General features: G+C 27.8%; 16 protein-coding genes. 13 read left to right on the top strand and 3 right to left on the bottom strand.

From position 1 onward, the window contains the following. Window positions 1-29: 29 nt before the first annotated feature. Window positions 30-1,394, bottom strand: coding sequence for an amidohydrolase (locus BLP75_RS00275; protein WP_092721730.1), 1,365 nt, complete (start codon window positions 1,392-1,394; stop codon window positions 30-32). Between the two features lie 280 nt (window positions 1,395-1,674). Here BLP75_RS00275 and BLP75_RS00270 point away from each other — a divergent pair, with 280 nt between their 5' ends. From BLP75_RS00270 to BLP75_RS00260, 3 genes are all read left to right on the top strand, one after another. Next, window positions 1,675-2,700 carry a BMP family lipoprotein gene (locus tag BLP75_RS00270; RefSeq protein ID WP_092721728.1) on the top strand — a complete coding sequence of 342 codons (1,026 nt, stop codon included), beginning with the start codon at window positions 1,675-1,677 and terminating at the stop codon, window positions 2,698-2,700. 42 nt (window positions 2,701-2,742) lie between these two features. Continuing rightward, on the top strand, window positions 2,743-3,450 hold the full coding sequence (gene deoD / locus BLP75_RS00265) for a purine-nucleoside phosphorylase (protein WP_092721726.1): 708 nt from the start codon (window positions 2,743-2,745) through the stop codon (window positions 3,448-3,450). A 122-nt stretch (window positions 3,451-3,572) separates the two neighbouring features. Further along, window positions 3,573-4,004, top strand: coding sequence for a hypothetical protein (locus BLP75_RS00260; RefSeq protein WP_092721724.1), 432 nt, complete (start codon window positions 3,573-3,575; stop codon window positions 4,002-4,004). Between the two features lie 71 nt (window positions 4,005-4,075). Here BLP75_RS00260 and BLP75_RS00255 read toward each other — a convergent pair whose 3' ends face one another. Then, window positions 4,076-5,425, bottom strand: a complete 1,350-nt coding sequence (locus BLP75_RS00255; RefSeq protein WP_092721722.1) for an MATE family efflux transporter — start codon at window positions 5,423-5,425, stop codon at window positions 4,076-4,078. Between the two features lie 375 nt (window positions 5,426-5,800). On the opposite strand from BLP75_RS00255, the gene BLP75_RS00250 reads away from it, so the two are divergent. The 10 genes from BLP75_RS00250 to BLP75_RS00205 all read left to right on the top strand — a co-directional run bounded on the left by BLP75_RS00250 (window position 5,801) and on the right by BLP75_RS00205 (window position 19,123). Next, complete coding sequence (locus BLP75_RS00250; protein WP_092721720.1) at window positions 5,801-6,811, top strand: LacI family DNA-binding transcriptional regulator; 1,011 nt, start codon at window positions 5,801-5,803, stop codon at window positions 6,809-6,811. Window positions 6,812-6,970: 159 nt separating this feature from the next. Then, the gene (locus tag BLP75_RS00245) at window positions 6,971-9,316 is read left to right on the top strand and encodes a glycoside hydrolase family 65 protein (protein WP_242872347.1); all 2,346 of its coding nucleotides are present in this window, start codon (window positions 6,971-6,973) and stop codon (window positions 9,314-9,316) included. Between the two features lie 141 nt (window positions 9,317-9,457). After that, a complete protein-coding gene (pgmB, locus tag BLP75_RS00240) occupies window positions 9,458-10,111 on the top strand; it encodes a beta-phosphoglucomutase (RefSeq protein WP_092721718.1) in 654 nt (217 codons plus the stop codon). Window positions 10,112-10,237: 126 nt separating this feature from the next. Continuing rightward, window positions 10,238-11,140, top strand: a complete 903-nt coding sequence (locus BLP75_RS00235; RefSeq protein ID WP_092721716.1) for a carbohydrate ABC transporter permease — start codon at window positions 10,238-10,240, stop codon at window positions 11,138-11,140. A gap of 18 nt (window positions 11,141-11,158) precedes the next feature. After that, entirely contained in the window at window positions 11,159-11,983 is an 825-nt protein-coding gene (locus BLP75_RS00230; protein ID WP_092721714.1) for a carbohydrate ABC transporter permease, read from the top strand. A 75-nt stretch (window positions 11,984-12,058) separates the two neighbouring features. Beyond that, window positions 12,059-14,191, top strand: a complete 2,133-nt coding sequence (locus BLP75_RS00225) for a glucosidase family protein (RefSeq protein WP_092721712.1) — start codon at window positions 12,059-12,061, stop codon at window positions 14,189-14,191. Window positions 14,192-14,540: 349 nt separating this feature from the next. Beyond that, window positions 14,541-15,803 carry an extracellular solute-binding protein gene (locus BLP75_RS00220; RefSeq protein ID WP_092721710.1) on the top strand — a complete coding sequence of 421 codons (1,263 nt, stop codon included), beginning with the start codon at window positions 14,541-14,543 and terminating at the stop codon, window positions 15,801-15,803. Window positions 15,804-15,919: 116 nt separating this feature from the next. After that, window positions 15,920-18,178: a glycoside hydrolase family 65 protein gene (locus tag BLP75_RS00215; RefSeq protein ID WP_092721708.1), complete on the top strand. Its 2,259-nt coding sequence runs from the start codon at window positions 15,920-15,922 to the stop codon at window positions 18,176-18,178. A gap of 93 nt (window positions 18,179-18,271) precedes the next feature. Beyond that, window positions 18,272-18,532 carry an HPr family phosphocarrier protein gene (locus BLP75_RS00210; protein WP_092721706.1) on the top strand — a complete coding sequence of 87 codons (261 nt, stop codon included), beginning with the start codon at window positions 18,272-18,274 and terminating at the stop codon, window positions 18,530-18,532. A gap of 114 nt (window positions 18,533-18,646) precedes the next feature. Then, entirely contained in the window at window positions 18,647-19,123 is a 477-nt protein-coding gene (locus tag BLP75_RS00205) for a hypothetical protein (RefSeq protein WP_092721704.1), read from the top strand. An 87-nt stretch (window positions 19,124-19,210) separates the two neighbouring features. On the opposite strand, the gene BLP75_RS00200 is transcribed toward BLP75_RS00205, so the two are convergent. Beyond that, window positions 19,211-19,552, bottom strand: a complete 342-nt coding sequence (locus tag BLP75_RS00200) for a hypothetical protein (protein ID WP_092721702.1) — start codon at window positions 19,550-19,552, stop codon at window positions 19,211-19,213. Window positions 19,553-19,580: the final 28 nt, after the last annotated feature.

Below are 19,580 nucleotides of genomic sequence, written 5' to 3'. Positions count from 1 at the left end.
TATACTTCTTTTTATTATATCATTAAATTTTATTTTATTATATTAAAATTTGAAATTAAATTTATATTAGCTTTTTTTCTTATTTTTTCAGCTTGAGATTTAACTTTTTCTAATAGCTTAATTTCATCAAGAACGACTATTTCATTTTCTTTCATTAGCCATTTACCATCACATATAGTAGATTCTACATTTTCACTACTCATAGAATACACTATATTTCCTATAGGATTATGCATTGGTAGACAATGTATAGTATTAGGATTTAATATTATCATATCTGCTTTTTTACCAATTTCAAGACTTCCTATTTCACTATCTAATAAAGCGCATTTAGCTCCGTTTATAGTAGCCATTTCAAGTATTTTTTCAGCGTTAACTACAGTTGGGTTTAGTGTTCTTCCTTTGTGTATTAATGATGTTAAGTACATATCTCTCATCATATCCATTCTATTATTTGAAGGTGCACCATCTGTACCTATAGATACAGGGATTCCTTTATCAAGCATCTCTGGTATTGAAGCGAATCCTAAAACAACCTTCATTGCGGCAGCAGGATTATGGGATACTTTGACATCATTTAATCTAAACAAGTAAAGCTCTCTATTAGTTAGCCAAACCGTATGAACTGCAAGTAAATTTGAACCTAAAATACCTAAATTATTTAGATGTTCAACAGTAGAAAGACCTTGTCTTTGTTTTGCAAAATCTATTTCGTCTGATATTTCAGCGATATGCATATGTATTCCTGTATTATACTTATCAGCTAATTCTTTAGTTTTTACTATTAATTCATCTGAGTTGTTAAATATAGTTCTAAGACCAAACCATATCTTAACTCTTTCATTTGATGAATTATTAAATTTTTTAAATAAGTCAATTTGAGTATCTAATTCTTCTTTGCAAGTTTTTTGCCAAGCTTTTGGAAGTCCTTCTCCTTGGTCCATAGTTGATTTTGCAAGGCAGGCTCTTATACCTGTTTTATCAACTGCTTCAACCATAGCATCAACATATTGACCACCTGACTCTAAAAACGTAGTTACCCCAGATCTTATTAATTCCACACAACAAGCAGTAGATGAAATCAAAGAGTCTTCATAGTCAAAACTGCTTTCATAAGGCCAAACTCTATCTCTAAGCCAAGTTAATAAATCGACATCATCTGCAATACCTCTACCTAATTGCTGAGACAAGTGAACGTGAGTGTTAACGAATCCTGGCATAAGTATTTTTCCTTTAGCATCATAAATTTCACAGTCATGATTTATTAAATTTATATCTATATTACCTAAAGCTTTTATTTTATTATCCTCAATTAATATATTTCCGTTTTCATAAACGTCTTTATTTTTATTCATAGTTATTAAGTATGTATTTTTTATAAGTAATTGTGTCATATTTTACCACCTTTGTATAATGATTATTTGATGAAATTATACAATAAAAACGAATTATAATCAAATATATTTTATTAAAATTCGACATTTGTGAATTGAAAACGTATGAAAATGTTTTTGGAAATAAGAAAAATAGTTAGAAATAGAATTTTTATAAAAAAATACGTATATTTTTAGAAAAACTATTGTATTTGAATAAAAAGTATAATACAATGATAAAAAGTATAACACATTTAGATAAAATAATTTAAAATATGACAACATAATTTTGGAGGTATCTATGCAAATTAAAAAAATATTATCACTAGGTATAGTTTTATCACTAACTACTTCGATGTTAATTGGATGTAGTTCTAATAATTCTAAAGATGAGAAGTCAACACAAGATTTAAAGATAACTATGGTATCAGACATCGGTGGTATAAATGATCAATCTTTTAATCAATCAGCTTGGGAAGGTCTAAAAATGGCTGAAAAGGAACTAGGTGTAAATGTTGAAGTAATAGAATCAAAACAAGCTTCTGAATATGCACAAAATGTTGAAACTGCGATTGATAATGATTCTGATTTGGTTATAGGTATAGGCTTTCAAATGGATGCTGCAATAAAAGATGCTGCAGAACATTATCCAGATCAAAAGTTTGCGATTATAGATCATTCATATGAAGAACAACCTAAAAATGTAAATTCAATAATGTTTGATGCAGAAGAAGCGTCATATTTAGTAGGATTGATAGCAGGTAAGAAAACTGAAACAGGAAAAGTAGGATTTATAGGAGGCACTAGAAATCCTATAATAGAAAGCTTTGAGTATGGTTTTTTAGCAGGAGTTGATGCTAGTGGAAATGATGTAACAGCTCTAAGACAATATGCAGATACATATTCAGATGCATCCAAAGGAAAGGCTATTGCTAATCAAATGCATAAAGATAATGTGGATGTAATATTTACTGCTGCGGGAGATACTGGTTCTGGTGCTATTGAGGCAGCAAGAGAAAATAATAAAATGGCCATAGGTGTTGATAAGGATCAAAACTCTTTAGCTCCACAAAATGTAATAACATCAGCTATTAAAAGGGTAGATATGGTAGTGTTTAATACTATAAAAGATTTGGTTAATGGTGAATTTAAAGGTGGAGAAGTAAGCGTATATGGTCTAAAAGAAGATGGAGTAGGTATAGCCCCTACTACTGAAAAAAATGTAGATCCAGAGATAATAGAATTTGTTAAAGAACAAAGTGAAAAAATTAAAAATGGAGAAATAAAGGTTCCGGTAAATAAAGAAGAGTATGATAAAATGAAGTAAATAATATAAAAATATAGAATAAACAACTAGGAGGAAGTGACGATGGGATTAACACCACACAATAATGCGAATGCAGGGGATATAGCAGAAACGGTACTTATGCCAGGAGACCCTTTAAGAGCTAAGTTTATAGCAGAAAACTTTTTAGAGGATGCAGTTGAGTACAATACTGTAAGAGGAATGTATGGTTATACAGGATACTATAAAGGAAAAAGGATATCTGTCCAAGGTAGCGGTATGGGTGGACCATCAATGGGAATTTACTCGTATGAATTAATACATTTTTATGGAGTTAAAAATCTTATAAGAATAGGGTCGGCAGGAGCTTTAAACAAAGATTTAAAGATACAAGATCTAGTAATAGCTATGGGAGCATGTACTGACTCAAATTATGCATCTCAATATAATTTACCAGGTACTTATTCACCAATAGCAAGTTTTGAATTAGTAAATAAAGCTTATGACATAGCTAAAGAAAAAAATATTCCTGCTGTTGTAGGTAATATACTATCAAGTGATATATTCTACAATGATGGAGGATTAGATGTATTAAAAAGTTGGAGTAAAATGAATGTATTAGCAGTAGAGATGGAAGCTGCAGCGCTTTATATGAATGCTCAAAGAGCTGGAGTTAACGCTCTTTGTATATTAACAATATCGGATCTACCATTTGAAAGTGTTGCTACAACTGCATTAGAAAGACAAACAGCATTTACTAAGATGATGGAAGTTGCATTAGAATTAGCATAATAAAAAAACGATTTGAAATATATTATTTCAAATCGTTTTTTTATGTGATGATCTTATATTAAGTAAATATATATATTGTTTATTGTAAATACTAAATTTGAATATATATTTAGGAGGCATTTATGGGCAAATATACATTAGATTATTTTTCTAAATATTACTTTTATGAAGAAGATGAGTTTTTGGAAAAAGTAGAAGAGGGTAAGTTTATACTTGAAAAATTAAAAGAAAGTAATAGATTTGATTATAAAGGTCATTCATTTAAATATACTAAATTTAACAACATATCAATGAGTGATACTAAGACAAAGGTAGAGATTGAAATTTCTGAAGAAGATATAAATGTTATTATAAATGGTGAATTAAAACATTTAGACTTAATATATAAGTTTGATACTAAACATTTAGAAGATCATGTAAGAATAGCAACTAGAATAAGTGAAAAAATGGATGATATATCTTGCTTATTATATATAGATTATAATCAATCTGAGCAATTTTTAAAAGAACTTGAAAATGTTAAAAATAAACAACAAAATAATATGAATAAATAAAAAAAGACTATTTTTAATCTAATTTAGATTAAAAATAGTCTTTTTCCTAAGTTATTTATATTGCTAAAGGATTAAATTGAACTATATTCAGGAAGATGAGACATGTCATTCATTTTTTTTAAGTAGTCTACTATTAAAGGTATTGAAGCGGCAAGCCAAGCCATAGGGCCTGCTAAGCAAATACCTGAATATCCGATTAAAGCAGGCAATGTAAATGAAACTATAGTTCTTGCTAATAATTCTCCAACACCAGCCATCATAGGCATAAAAGTGTATCCCATACCTTGTAAAGCGTTTCTATATATAAAAATTAAGCTAAGTGGTATAAAGAAGAATGCAACAATAAATAAATATTGCTTAGCGTAAGAAATAACATTTGGATCAGAACCTGATACAAATAGTTTTATGAAGTGTTCGCCAAAGAATACTAGCATAACTCCACCTACTAAGCCGATGATAATATTAATTATAGTACATTTTTTAACACCTTCTCTTATACGGTCAATATTTCCAGCACCCAGATTTTGAGCGCAGTAAGTAGCCATAGTAACACCAAATGTAACGCTTGGTTGCATCGCAAGTTGTTCAACCTTAGAAGCGGCTGTATGAGCAGCTACTACTATTGAACCAAAGGCATTAACTGCGCTTTGTAAAATAACAGCTCCAACTGCCGTTATAGAAAATTGTAAAGCCATAGGAATTGCTATTTTAAGATGTTGCCTAATGTACTCAGCTTCAACTTTAAAATGTTTTTTTTCTAACCTTAATATAGGTAATTTTTTTGATATATAAATAAAGCATAATAAACCTGATACTCCTTGTGATATTACAGTGGCATAAGCTGCACCTGCAACACCCATTGAAAAATTAACGATAAATACTAAATCTAGTACTATATTTAATAAAGAAGCTACAATTAAGAAGTATAAAGGTGTTTTACTATCACCTAAAGCACGCAATATGCTTGAAATCATATTATAGAAAAATGTAGCGAAGGTTCCAGCAAAGATTACGAAAATATAAGAATAAGCACTTTCGATAATATCATCTGGAGTATTCATTATATGAAGTAGTGGTTTTGCTGCAAGTAAACTTAGAATAGTTATTATAATTGCCATTACAATAGATAATAAAGTAGCACTAGCTACTGCTTTTTTTAACCCTTCCTCATCATTAGCTCCAAACCTTTGAGAAACTAAAACTGAAAATCCTGAAGTTAAACCTAAAACGAATCCTATAATTAAAAATGTTAAAGAACCAGTTGAACCGACGGCTGCAAGTGCTTTTACACCTAAAAATCTCCCAACTATTATGGTATCAACCATACTATAAAATTGCTGGAATATATTTCCGATTAGAAGTGGAATTGAAAAATATAAAATCAGTTTGACTGGATTACCATGAGTCATATCTTTGGTCATAAAAGTCCCCCTTTTTATTTAAAATTTATAGTTATTTTAATAGAATAGCATTGTTTATAGCTGTACACAATAATTTATGAAAAATATAATGAAAATGTACGAATAAATATATATAAATATATAGAATTATGTTTTTGTAGATGGTATAATGAAAAAACCAAATCGATTTGGAAAAAAATGATGAGGCAAATGTTTATATTGGGAGGTAAATTAATGTTTTATATAAAATAATATTAAGAGTAAAGAAGTATAGATAAAAGATAGTTATTGATATAAATTTGGTTGAAAAGTATAATCAAATTTAGTAAAGTGTAAAAAGGTATATAATTAAATTATACTGGGTTTATAAAAAATAAGAATGGAGGAAGGGGAAAAGTGGTTACGTTAAAAGACATCTCAAAACATACGGGTTTATCAGTAACTCAAGTTTCTCGTGCTATAAATAATCACAATGATGTAAGTGAAGCTACAAAGAAAAAAGTAATGAAGGCTGTAGATGAGTTAGGTTATGTTCCTAATTTGGCTGCTAAAAAATTAGCAAGTAAAAACGAAAAATCAATAGCGTTAATAGTTGTTGGATTTGAAAAACAGCATTCTACTAACGACATGTTAATAGGGATAATGAGTGGAGTGTTTAATTGTACAAGTGAAAATGATACTGAAACTGTATTATATTTATATTCTGAGAAATTTTTGAAACAAAAAAGCTATTTACAGTTCTGTAGAGAAAGAGGTGTAAGTGGAGCTATATTGTGCGGTATAAAAAGAGATGACCCAAATTTAAAAGAACTTATAAAGTCTGATTTACCAATGGTTGTTATAGATATACCATATCTAACTGAGAATATTGGTTCTGTTGTGATTGATAATGAAAAATATTCATATTTAGCAACGAAAAGCTTAATAGAGGGTAATAGAAAAAAAATAGGTCTTATAAATGGTAGTGAAAGTGCGTATGTATCTATAGAAAGAAAAGCTGGATATTTAGAAGCGCTTAAAGATTTTGGCGTTGAAATTGATGAAAGTTTAATAAAAGATGGAGAATTTAGTAGAGATAAAGCTAAAGAATGTGCTAGAGAACTTGTAAGTGAGAATGTAGATGCTATATTTTGTTCAAGTGACTTAATGGCTATTGGTGCAATTGAGTCTATTAAAGAATTAGGTAAAAATATACCAGAAGATATAGCTATATTTGGATTTGATGGAATTGCTTTAGTAGATTACATAACGCCGAATATATCAACTATAAGGCAAAATAGCTATGATAAAGGCTATAAAGCATCTGATTTATTGATACAACACTTGAAAAATAAAACTCCTATGAGGGTTGTTAAATCTGATTGTGAAGTTTGTATACAGCAATCAAGTGAAGCGAAGAAAAAATAATTAATTATTTTTTCTTTTTTTCTTTACAAATCCAAAACGTTTCGGTAAAATGAGATTAAAGAAAATCAAAGAAAAGTATTTATATTAATTAGAAAATAAAAATTATTGTTTTTTTTAGTTATTATATAAGGCAAATAGTCTAGAAAGTGGGGAAAAGATATGACTTTAATGAAGTATGATTTAGGACAAGGTGATTATAAAAATTGGATAATTTCTGAAAATGATTTTAGTACTAAATTTTTAGGCAAATGTGAATCTATAATGTCTTTGGGTAATGGTTATTTAGGTTTGAGATCTGCAACAGAAGAAAAATATGTTGGCGAAACTAGAGATATGTTAATTGCAGGAACTTTTAATAAATTTGATGATGAAGTTACAGAATTACCAAATACTGCAGACTTAACAGAGATATCTTTATATATAAACGGAGAACGTTTTACTCTTATAGAAGGCGAGTATTCAGATTATAATAGAAGTTTAAATTTAAAAACTGGGGAATTGAATCGCCAATTTATATGGCAAAATAAAAATAGTGGAAAGATAAAGTTTGAGTTTAAAAGATTTGTATCTTTAGATAATATACATTTAATAGGTCAACAAATAAAGATAACTCCTTTAGAAAAAAATATAGAAATAAAAGTACAATCAGGTATAAATGGTCAGGTATCAAATACAGGAGTACAACATTTTTCTGAAGGTGACAAAAGAGTTTATAATTCTAAATTTATACAATATACTCAAAAAACAATAGAGTCTAAAATAGATTTTGTTCTAAATACAACTCATGATTTTAAAGTTGATAATAAAGATATTGATGTAAATAGCTTAATATCTATGGATAGAAGAAAAGTATTTTATAATTACGATTTAACTTTAGAATCTGAGAAAACTTTAACTATAGAAAAAGTATCGAATATATATACATCTAGAGATAAAGAATGTGAAGGATTATCTTATGACAGGTTAAAAGAATATTCATTAGAAAATTTAAGAAAAGAGTGTATAAAAGGATATGAGAAACTTCAAAAAGAATCAAAAAATGCATGGCAAGAAAAAATATGGTCAAAGGTTAATATAGTTATTAATTCTGATGATGATTATGAGCAATTAGCTATAAGGTTTGCACAATATCATCTAGTGATTATGACTCCTGCTCATGATAATAGAATGAATATAGGAGCTAAAGGATTATCGGGAGAGGGGTATAAAGGTCATACTTTCTGGGATACAGAAATATTTATGCTTCCATACTTTATATATAGTGATCCTAAAGTTGCAAGAAGTTTATTAGAATATAGATATTTAACACTTAAAGGGGCTAGAAAAAAAGCTAAGGAAAATGGTTATGAAGGTGCTCAGTTCCCTTGGGAATCAGCTTGGCTTGAAGATGGAGAAGTTACACCTGTATGGGGAGCTGCTGATATAGTAACAGGAAAGCCTGAAAAAATATGGACAGGATTTATAGAAATCCATGTTACAAGTGATGTAGTTTATGGAACTTGGCATTATTATAATGTAACTAATGATCAAGATTTTATGGATAAATGTGGATATGAGATAATACTTGATTGTGCTATATTCTGGCAGTCTAGACTTGAATGGAATGAAGATAAAAATATATTTGAAATAAATGAAGTAATAGGTCCTGATGAGTATAAAGAACATGTAAATAATAATGCATTTACAAATTATACTGCTAAATGGAATTTAGACTTAGCAATAAAATACTACAATGAATTAAAAGAAAATAAAGTAGAATTATTTGATAAATTAAATCAAAAATTGAACTTAGAAGAAAATGTGGCTAAATGGATAGAGAAGAAAGATAAAATATATCTTCCTACTCCTAATAAAGATAATGTAATACCTCAAGATGATACTTACTTAACAAAAGAAATAATAGATTTAACTAAGTATAAAAATCAAACAAATGTAGGGAGTTTTTTCAAAGACTATAATATGAAACAAGCTAATGAAATACAAGTTTCTAAACAGGCAGATATAATGGTATTATTTTTACTACTTGAAGATTTATTCTCTGAAGAAGTAAAAAGATCTAATTGGGATTATTATGAGCCGAAAACTTTACATGATTCATCGTTAAGTTTATCGACTCATTGTACCCTTGCAAATGATTTAGGTGAAACGGAGTTAGCTTATAAATTGTTTAGACAGGCTTGTGATATAGACCTAGGTCCTAATATGAAAACTTCAGATGCTGGTATACATGCAGCTTCTTTAGGTGGATTATGGCAATGTGTTATAAATGGATTTGGTGGAGTTAGAATGATAAATGGAAATCTTAGAATAAATCCAACTATACCAGATACTTGGGCAAATCTAGAATTCCCTATATATTGGCATGGAGATAAATTACAAGTAAATGTAGATAAAGAAACACTTAAGATGAAAAACATTACTAAAAACAATTCTCAAATAAAATTTACACATAAAGGTGGGGAATATGTATTAGTAGATGAGATAACTATAGAGCTAAATAAATAAAATTAACACTATAAATTAAGGTATTTAAGTTTGATTTTAAATAGGGTCTATAAGAAGTATTTAAAATTCTTATAGACTTAAATTTTTAGAATCAAAAAATAATATATGCAAAATATAAATAATAGATAGGAGATTCAGAGTATGAAATTTAAAGGTATTATATTTGACTTAGATGGGGTTATAACAGATACAGCAGAGTATCACTATATTGCTTGGAAGCATTTGGCTAAAAAGCTAGATATAGAGATAGATAGAGAATTTAATGAAACTTTAAAAGGAATTTCTAGAAGTGAGTCTTTAGAGAAAATATTAATAAATGGTGATAAAGAAAAAAAATACACTGAAAAAGAAAAAGAGGAACTAGCTGATTCTAAAAATGATTATTACTTAACTTTATTAGAAAAATTAACTCCAAATGATGTTATGGAAAATATAGTTGAGACATTAAAATACTTAAAAGAAAACAATATAAAAGTGGCATTAGCTTCCGCTAGTAAAAATGCACCTTTAATTTTAGATAAATTAGAATTAAGAGATTATTTCGAAGTTATAGTAGATCCGTCGAGTGTTAAACAAGGAAAGCCTGCTCCTGATATATTCTTAGAAGGTGCTAGATTGATAGGTCTTAATCCTAATGATTGTATAGGAGTTGAAGACTCTGAGGCTGGCGTTATTGCTATAAATGATTCAAATATGTTATCTATAGGTATAGGTAGTGAAGAGAATTTAAATCATGCAGATGTAGTTATACCGAGTACTAAAATATTGAAAGGAACTATCGAAAACTTAATGTGAAATCATTTGGAAAACGATTGATTTCCGAAGCGATTTGGTATATAATCGAAATATAAAATAAACAATAAAAATATTAAGTTTTACAAAATAAAAGGTATATAGTCCTTATTTGGGAGGTTTAGTAAAATGGGTAAAGCGAATACCTCAACTAAAAGAAAAGGAGAATTGCTGCAAGCTTATGGGTTTATTACTCCTACAGTAATTATACTAGGTACATTTGTGTTGTTCTCTGTATTGTATTCATTGTTTATATCTTTTACTAGGGTTAATTTACTAGGAGAGGTTTCATATAAATTTGTAGGTTTTGATAACTATATAAATTTATTGAAAGATGAGCGAATTTGGATTGCTTTTAAAAATACGATTAGCTATGTTATAGTAGTTGTTCCAACGCAGACTTTTATAGCATTGGTACTAGCATATGTATTAAACCAAAAATTAAAAGCCAAGAATTTAATTAGAACAGTTTTATTTTTACCGACATTAACATCATCAGCAGTTCTTACTATGATATTTATGTTCTTGTTTAGTGTAAATGGTCCAATAAATCAGTTCTTAATGTCTTCGGGAATTATGGAAAGTGCTGTAAACTTCTTGGGTGATCCTAAGTTTGCACTAAAAGTTATAATGGCTATGAATATATGGTCGACAGTTCCATTTTTTATGACTATATATTTAGCAGGACTTCAAGATATACCAGACGCTTTATATGAAGCGGCATCTATAGATGGAGCGAATTCTATGCAAAAGTTCTTTAAAATAACAGTTCCAAATATTGCTCCAGTAACAGTATTTGTTGTATTACAAGGTCTTATAGGATGTTTCCAAATATTTGACCAAGCTTATATATTCTCAAATGGTTCAGGAGGACCTCAAAATTCGACTCTTACAGTTGCATTATCAATGTATCAGTATGCATTTAAAACGAATGGAACAATGGGATATGCAGCGGCAATAGCAGTAGTACTTGCAATAGTAATCTTTATAGTAGCTATGCTAGCTAAAAAATTACAAAAAGAAGAGATATAAGCTATGGAGGTGAAATAAGTGAAAAAAGCAAAATTAGGAAAAATATTAGTATATACGATATTAATAATATATGCATTAATAACTCTATATCCATTTTTATGGGGATTGGCGGCATCATTTAAGCCATATAACGAAATAGTTGGTGGTGGACTTACATTAACATCTCAAAACTTTAGTTTTGATAATTATAAATATATATTCAATGTAGGTTCAGATTTTATTAAGTGGTTCTCAAACTCTTTATTTATAGCTATAGTAGGTACGTTATTGAATTTAATATTTAATAGTATGGCAGGATATGCTCTTGCAAGATTAAGCTTTCCAGGGAAAAAACATCTATTCCATATTATACTTGCTGTAATGATGGTACCAGGTCAAATACTTATAATACCTAACTACTTAATAATAAAACAATTAGGTATGTTAAATAGTTTTTCAGCAGTTATAATACCTGCTGCAATAAATGCAACGTATATATTTATGATGAGACAGTTCTTCTTAAACTTCCCTAAAGAAGTAGAAGAAGCAGCCTCAATAGATGGATTAAGTCGAGTTCAAATATTCTTTAAAATAGTATTACCTATGGCAAAACCGGCACTTTCAACACAAGCGATATTTGTATTTATGGGATTCTGGAATGAATTTATGAAGCCTATGTTATACTTAAACGATCCGAATAAGTATACTTTAACATTAGGTCTTCAAATGTTCCAAACTCAATATGTCGCTCAATGGCATTATATAATGGCTGCATCTATGATAACTATAACTCCTATACTTATAATGTATGCTGTATTTAATAAGTACTTTATGGAAGGTGTAAGAATAGGTGGAGATAAATAATAAAAGACCCTTATTGGGTCTTTTGTATTAATTGAAATATAAGAACTTAACACTTATAGAACTATGGAGGGAAAAATGAACAGTATAATAAAAACTAATAACTTGAGTGATCCATATGTAGTAGTTGGTAATAGAATGTATTCTATAGGAAATCAAAATGGAACTTTTCCTAAAATAGGATGGCATGTAGAAGGAGAAATGGGTGGAGTTTGGGCTCATCCTATAAAACTATTTAATGAATTTAATATAAACATATTCAAAGATGAAAGGATAAAACTAGAAGCAACTAAATTTGAAATAGAGCCAACTTCGTGTCATACAACTTTTGAGGATGATAAACTTACAATTGTAAAAACAGAGTTTGTACCAGATAATTTAGAAGCTTTAATAGTAGATTATAAAATAAAATCAAATGAAAAATTTAGTGGAGAATTGGTATTTAATGCAGTTGCGAATGTTATAGGTACATGGACATGTGAAGATGCTGGGTTTAAAAATGGGAATGATGAAATATATCAAAATAATGGAATTAATAAAGTAACAATTAAAGATAGTATAAATCCTTGGTTTGCAGGTGTTTATTCTTTTGAAAATGCTAAAATAGAAGTTAATAATAATAATGAGTTATATGATTTGAAATTCAAATATATATTAAATTTAGATAAAAATGAAGTTAAAGTATTAAGATTTGTTATATTTGGGTCAAGCAAAAGTAGTACGGATTTAGAAAACACTTTAAAGTTTGTTTGTAAAAATGTAGAAAAATTAAAAGAAGACAAAAACAAAAGATATAATAAAATAAAATCTAAATCAGAAATAATTTTAGAAAACAAAGAAGTAAAGCAGGCTTGCGAGTGGTTAAAGTATAATGCGGATATGATGATAAGGGAAATACCTAACTTAGGTAGGGGGTATGGAGCTGGGTTCCCGCATTATCCTTGGTGGTTTGGAACAGATGCTTGTTATACTATACCTGCGGCATTATCAATGGGTCAACATCAAGAGTGTAAAGAAACCCTAAGGCTTATAAAAGAAATATCGGATAGAGAAAATGGGAATGGACGTATTATACATGAAACATCTACGTTTGATGTAACGTATAACAAGGGAAATACTCAAGAAACACCTCATTTTGTAAAAGCTGTAAACCAAGTGTTTTTATGGACTGGAGATATAGAATTTGTCAAGGAAATGTATGGTTATTGTAAAAAAGGTGTTTTAGGATGGTTATTAAACGAAATGGATGATGACAAAGACTTATTAGCTGATGGATATGGAATTATTGAGATTTATAGCTTAAACTTAGAAATGTTAGATACTGCAGTTCTTACTTATGAGGCATTAGAAGGTCTTTTAAATATGGCTAAATATTTAGATGATATAGAAGTTATTAATAAGTGTGAAGAACTAATACCTAAGATTGAAGAAGAAATTGAAAATAAGTTTTGGATGGAAGAAGAAGGATTATATGCTGATATGTCTGGGTCTATAAAAGACATGAGAGAAAGAGCTTACCATCTTATAAATAATGAAAAGATGGATACCTATAAGAAAAAAGAAATGGAGCATTACTTTGATTTAAATAGGGAGGAAGATGAAGAAAAAGATATACCGTGGCTTATGAAAAATTGGATAGTGGTATCTCCTTTAGAGGCCAAATTAGTAAATGAAAAAAGAGCTAAGAAGGTTTTTGAAAGACTTGAAAGTACAGAGTTTACTAACGAGCATGGACTTCAGTTAAGTGGAGTTAAAAAAAATGAAAACATAGAATCTAATGAAAAAAGTGATGATATTTATGCCTTAGATTTATCTATGTCTATTTCATCTGGTGTAATGGCGTATGCAGAAAGTTTATATAAAAGATCTGATAAGGCTTTTGAGTACACTAAAAAGTTGTGCAATCTATTATACTGTTGTATGCCTGGGGCTATAAGTGAAAACTTGCCGAATAAAGGATGTTTTTTACAATCATGGTCAAGTTATGGTGTTAATTGGACTATAGTAGGAGGGATAATGGGGATAGAACCAAATGTACCTAAAAATACTATAACTATAAATCCTACACTTCCTGAAGAATTAGATTATATAGAAGTTAAAAAAATACTGATAGGTGAATTTTATTTTGATATAAAAATAAAAAGAGAAAATGAAACTATTAAAGTAGAAATAAAGGATAAACATGGATTTCATATAAAAGTAAATAATTAATATAAAAAACACTATAGTAAGGAATGATTTACTATAGTGCTTTTTATTTATAAATAGTTATTAAGGGGTAATAATAATTAAAAAAAAATAGAGAAAATAGTATTAAGTAATTAAAAATATGTTACCGAAACGTTTTAAAAACATAGGGTGATATTAGCTATATGGAATTTGAAAATATCTTGAAAAGCACCTAAATCAAATGATTTTTAAGTTTAATTATAAAAATAGGTGTAATAAAAGTAAAAAACAAAAAAGGAAAATAATTTCCTGAAGAATATTGACTCCGAAAACGTTTTCGGATATAATAATAAATGTAAACAACAATAAATATTCTAAGGGGGACTTTAGTATGAGGTTAAAGAAATTAGCGACAATAGTAATGGCAGGAATTATAAGTACTAGCTTGGTAGCTTGTAGCTCATCAAGCGGAGGAAAAAACACATCAGAAGGCAATGAAAAAGTAACCGTTGGTATATGGAATGGTAATGAAGCTGAGCAAAAAGCATTCGATACTATGGTAAAAAATTTTGAAGAAAAAACAAATATAAAAGTAGATAAAAAAATCTATACAGATTATAATACACAGCTAAAAACAGATTTAATAGGTGGGACGGCACCAGATGTTTTCTATTTAGATGTTAATTTATCTCCAGAAATGATGGATTCTGGAGTACTAGAACCTTTAAATCAATATATTGATGAAGAGTATGATGTTAAAGATATATATCCTAATTTAGTAGATGGTTTCAAAGATAAATCAGAAGAAACATATGCAATGCCTAAAGACTATTCATCTTTATCAGTATACTATAATGAAAGTCTATTAAAAGAAGCAGGATATACAAAAGATGATATACCAAAAGAATTTGAGAAATGGCCAGAATTTTTAAAAGAGTTACAATCTAAGTTACCAGAAGGCAAAAAAGCAGCAATGATAGATCCAAACTTAGATAGACTCATGTCATTAATAGAAGCTAATGATGTTGAAATTGTAAATGATAAAGGTTTATCAAATGTAAATGATCCAAAAGTTATGGAAGTATTAAGTATAGTTGAATCTTTATACAAAAATGGATCCACTAAACAAGCATCTGAATTAGGATACGGATGGAATGGAGATGCTTTTGGAGCAGAAGCAGGAGCTATAATGATAGAAGGAAACTGGGTTGTAGGTCATCTAAGAGAGAACTTCTCAAATGTTAAGTATGGAACTTTAGAAATGCCAACATACAAAGGAAAAAATTCAAGTATGTTATTTACAGTTGGATATGCAATAAATAAAGATTCTAAAAATAAAGATAATGCTTGGGAATTTGTAAAATATGCAACAGGTAAAGAAGGAATGAAAACTAATACAAGCATAAGTGGAGCATTACCAGCACGTGAATCAGTATCTAAAGATACTAAAGTAAATGAAGATTCTATATTAGTACCTCATATAAAATCAGCATCATATGGAACCGTATGGCAAAAAGGAACTACATTACCTATAGTAGATAGAGAATTTAAAAACTGGATGCCTGCTGTTATATCAGGCAATGAAAATTTAGAAAATGCTATGAAAAAAGCTTCTGATACAGCAAATAAAGATATAGAAGCTCAAATGAAGTAAAATTTAAAATTACAAAATAAAGGGGTAGTCTTTTTAAAGATATATCCCTTTTATAATATAAATATTAAATATAGCATTAGTTGATTTAAGATAAATAAAATAAAGGGAGATTAAAAATGAAAAAGTTAGATATAAGTAACTGGACTATAAAACAAGATCTAAGCAATTTAGAATATATGAATGAAAGTGAGACTGTATTTGCACAAGCGAATGGGTACTTTGGAATCAGAGGAACAATAGAAGAAGGATATTCTAATGAAATAGAAGGAACTTTTATAAATGGATTTTATGATACAGAGGATATAATATATGGAGAATCTGCATATGGATATGCAAAAGAAAGACAAACTCAACTGCTAGTTCCAAACACAAAAAATATAAAATTATTTATTGATGATGAAGAATTAAACATCGAATATTCAAAACTTGAAAATCACTTTAGGGAATTAAACTTAAAAAATGGAATTATAACTAGAAATTTAACATGGAAGACTAATAAAAATAAGATATTAGAAATTAGTTTTGAAAGATTTGTTTCTATGGATTACGAAAATTTAATGATAATAAATTTATCAATAAAACCTTTAAACTTTAGTGGGAAAATTAAAATAATATCAGGAATAAAAGAGGATAAAGTTAAATCATTAGATGAAAATGATCCAAGGGTATCTGGACAATTAAAGTATAGCCTTAAAAATTATGATTTTTTTAAAAAGGATGATTGTATAGTTACTAAATCTAAAACCTATAATTCAAATTTACAACTTATAACTTCTGTTATTAATAAATCTGATAATATCAAGGTTAAAAATATTAAAGTAGAAGGAAAAAATATATTTGAAGAGTTTTGCATAGATTTAAAACAGAATATAGAGAGTACGGTTACTAAATATTGTTTTTATTATTTTGAAAAAAAATCTAAAATAGAAGTTGAAGAAAAGCTAGATTTATTTAAAGAATTAACATCTAAAGATTTTAGATACTATAAAAGTTTACAAGAAAAATATTATGAAGAATTTTGGAATATATCAGATATAATATTAGAAGGAAATAAAGAGATACAAGCTGCGATAAGATTCAATATATTTCATCTTATCCAATCAGTAGGTAAAAATGGTAAAACCAACATAGCAGCAAAAGGACTTACAGGAGACGGATATGAAGGACATTATTTTTGGGATACAGAAACTTATGTGATACCTCATTTTATATATACTAATCCAGATATAGCTAAAAAACTATTATCATATAGATATTCTATATTACATAAAGCTAAAAAAAGAGCTGAAGAATTATCATTTAAAGGAGCATTATTCCCTTGGAGAACTATAAATGGAGAAGAGTCTTCTGCATATTATCCAGCAGGAACAGCTCAAATACATATAAATGCAGATATAATGTATTCTTTAAAGAAATACTATGAAGTTACTGATGATTTAGATTTTATGATTAATAAAGGCTTAGAAATGTTAGTAGAGACTTCTAGATTTTATGCTGATTATTCAGATTATATAGATGGAAGAGGTTATTGTATAAATGGAGTTACAGGACCTGATGAATATAGCGCATTAGTAAATAATAATACCTATACAAATATGATGATTAGGTACCAAATTAAATTTTTAATGGATTTTATAGGTAATCTGAAAATAGAAAATATACAATTATATAATGAGATAATGAAAAAATTTAAAATAACTAATGAAGAATTAATTTTGTTTAATGACATTTATGAAAAAATTTATATACATTATGATAAAGAAAAAAACTTAATAGGACAAGATGATAGTTTTTTAAATCAAAAAATGTGGGATTTTGAAAATACGCCTAAAGAAAAATATCCTCTACTATTAAATTATCATCCAATGATAATATATAAACATCAAGTAATAAAACAAGCGGATCTCGTTTTATCTATGATGCTTATACCGGAATATTTTACAGATGAAGAGAAAAAAGCTAATTTTGATTACTATGAAAATGTAACAACTCATGACTCATCATTATCAGAATGTATTCATGGAATAATAGCTAATGAACTAGGATATGAAGAAATGAGTGTTAATTTTTTTGAAAATACAGTTAAAACTGATTTATATGACCTACATAACAATGTTAAAAATGGAGTTCATATAGCATCTATGGCTGGAAGTTGGCAATGTATAGTATTCGGATTTTTAGGTATGAGAGAAATTGATGGGGTTCTTAATTTTAAGCCTAATTTACCTAGAAAGTATAAAAAAATAGAACTTAAACTAAGATTTAAAGGAAGAATCATAGGTATAATATTAACAGAAGATCAACTTATATATAGCTTAATTGAAGGTGAATCTATTGAAATTGTAAGCAATGGAGAAAAAATTATTTTAATATGAAATAGAAAAAACATAAATTCATAATAAATTCATTGACTATAAAAACGTTTTCAGATATTGTATAATTATAATAGTTTTAAGGAGAGGTTGAGTATGGTTAAAAAAGAAGTAACAATAGTTAATGAATCTGGATTACACGCTAGACCTGCTACTATGCTTATAAGAAAAGCTTCAAAATATAAATCAAATATAACAATAATAAAAGGAAGTGCTCAAGTAAGTGCAAAGAGCATACTAGGATTATTTAGTTTAGGCGTGTGTAAAGGAGAAACTATAATAATTCAAGCAGAAGGTGAAGATGAGCAGTTAGCGGTAGATGAATTAGTTAAGTATATAGGTGAACTTAATGAATAATAAAAAACTATAGTCTTATAAGACTATAGTTTTTTATTATTTAAATAATTTATTTTGTAAATTAATAATATATAGTAAAATATATTAACAATTAATAAAGAAAGAGGTAATAAATTGAATAATCAAATACTAGATTTAAATAAAGATATTAAAAGATGTGAAGATGTATTAATAGAAAATAACTATTTAGAAATAGTTATAGCGTTAGAAGAGTTAATTGATAAGTATAAAGATACAATTAATACAATTTCTACAGATAATAATAAGGTTTGGTCATATAATAAAAACGACTTAGTAGATTTAAAGGATAAGATAATTCAACATAAACAGGAACTATTAGAAAATCATAACAAGAAAATAGCAATAGATATATTTAATAATGCTAGAGCTAATATATTAAACTCTAAAGATATAATGGAAGATAAAAAATATGAGTTAATAAATATTATAGATGAACTAGAAAAAATAAATAATAAGGATATAGATAATGAAATTAAATGGAGTGAATCAAAAAAATATATTATATACGCAGCTAATGAAAAAGCATATATATCAAAAAATATAATAGCATTGATTAATTTTATTATATAAGTTTTATAAAAAGATATATTATATTGAACAAATATAAAAATGCCTATGAATAATTAATAATTATTCATAGGCATCTGTATTTCGATGTTATTTTTCTAATTCTAAGTATCCGCTTGGATGGAATGCATATATATGAGATGTATTTTCATCAACAAAATATCCTATATCTGTTTCAACATCAGGTAAAAATACAAATCCTTTTAATCCTTTTTCTTGTAAGTATTTAAAATCGTTATGAGTTCCTTGGTATATGTAATCTACTTTATTATTAAAGTCTATTAAAAGTTTTTTAGCATCATCTTGTGTTAAGTTCATTGATTGTTCTACTTTTTTAGTATTTTTTTCTTGTGCAAATATTACTTTTTCTAGAGGTGTTATAAAAGCTAATCCTCCGATTAGTATTGATAATATTAAAGCTGTCTTTTTCATAGTCATAACCTCACTTTTCTTAGATAAT

Source organism: Romboutsia lituseburensis DSM 797 (assembly GCF_900103615.1).
GTDB classification, from domain to species: Bacteria; Bacillota; Clostridia; order Peptostreptococcales; family Peptostreptococcaceae; genus Romboutsia_F; species Romboutsia_F lituseburensis.
The sequence above is the reverse complement of the archived record's forward strand: the minus strand, read 5'-3'. Positions and strand labels throughout refer to the sequence as shown.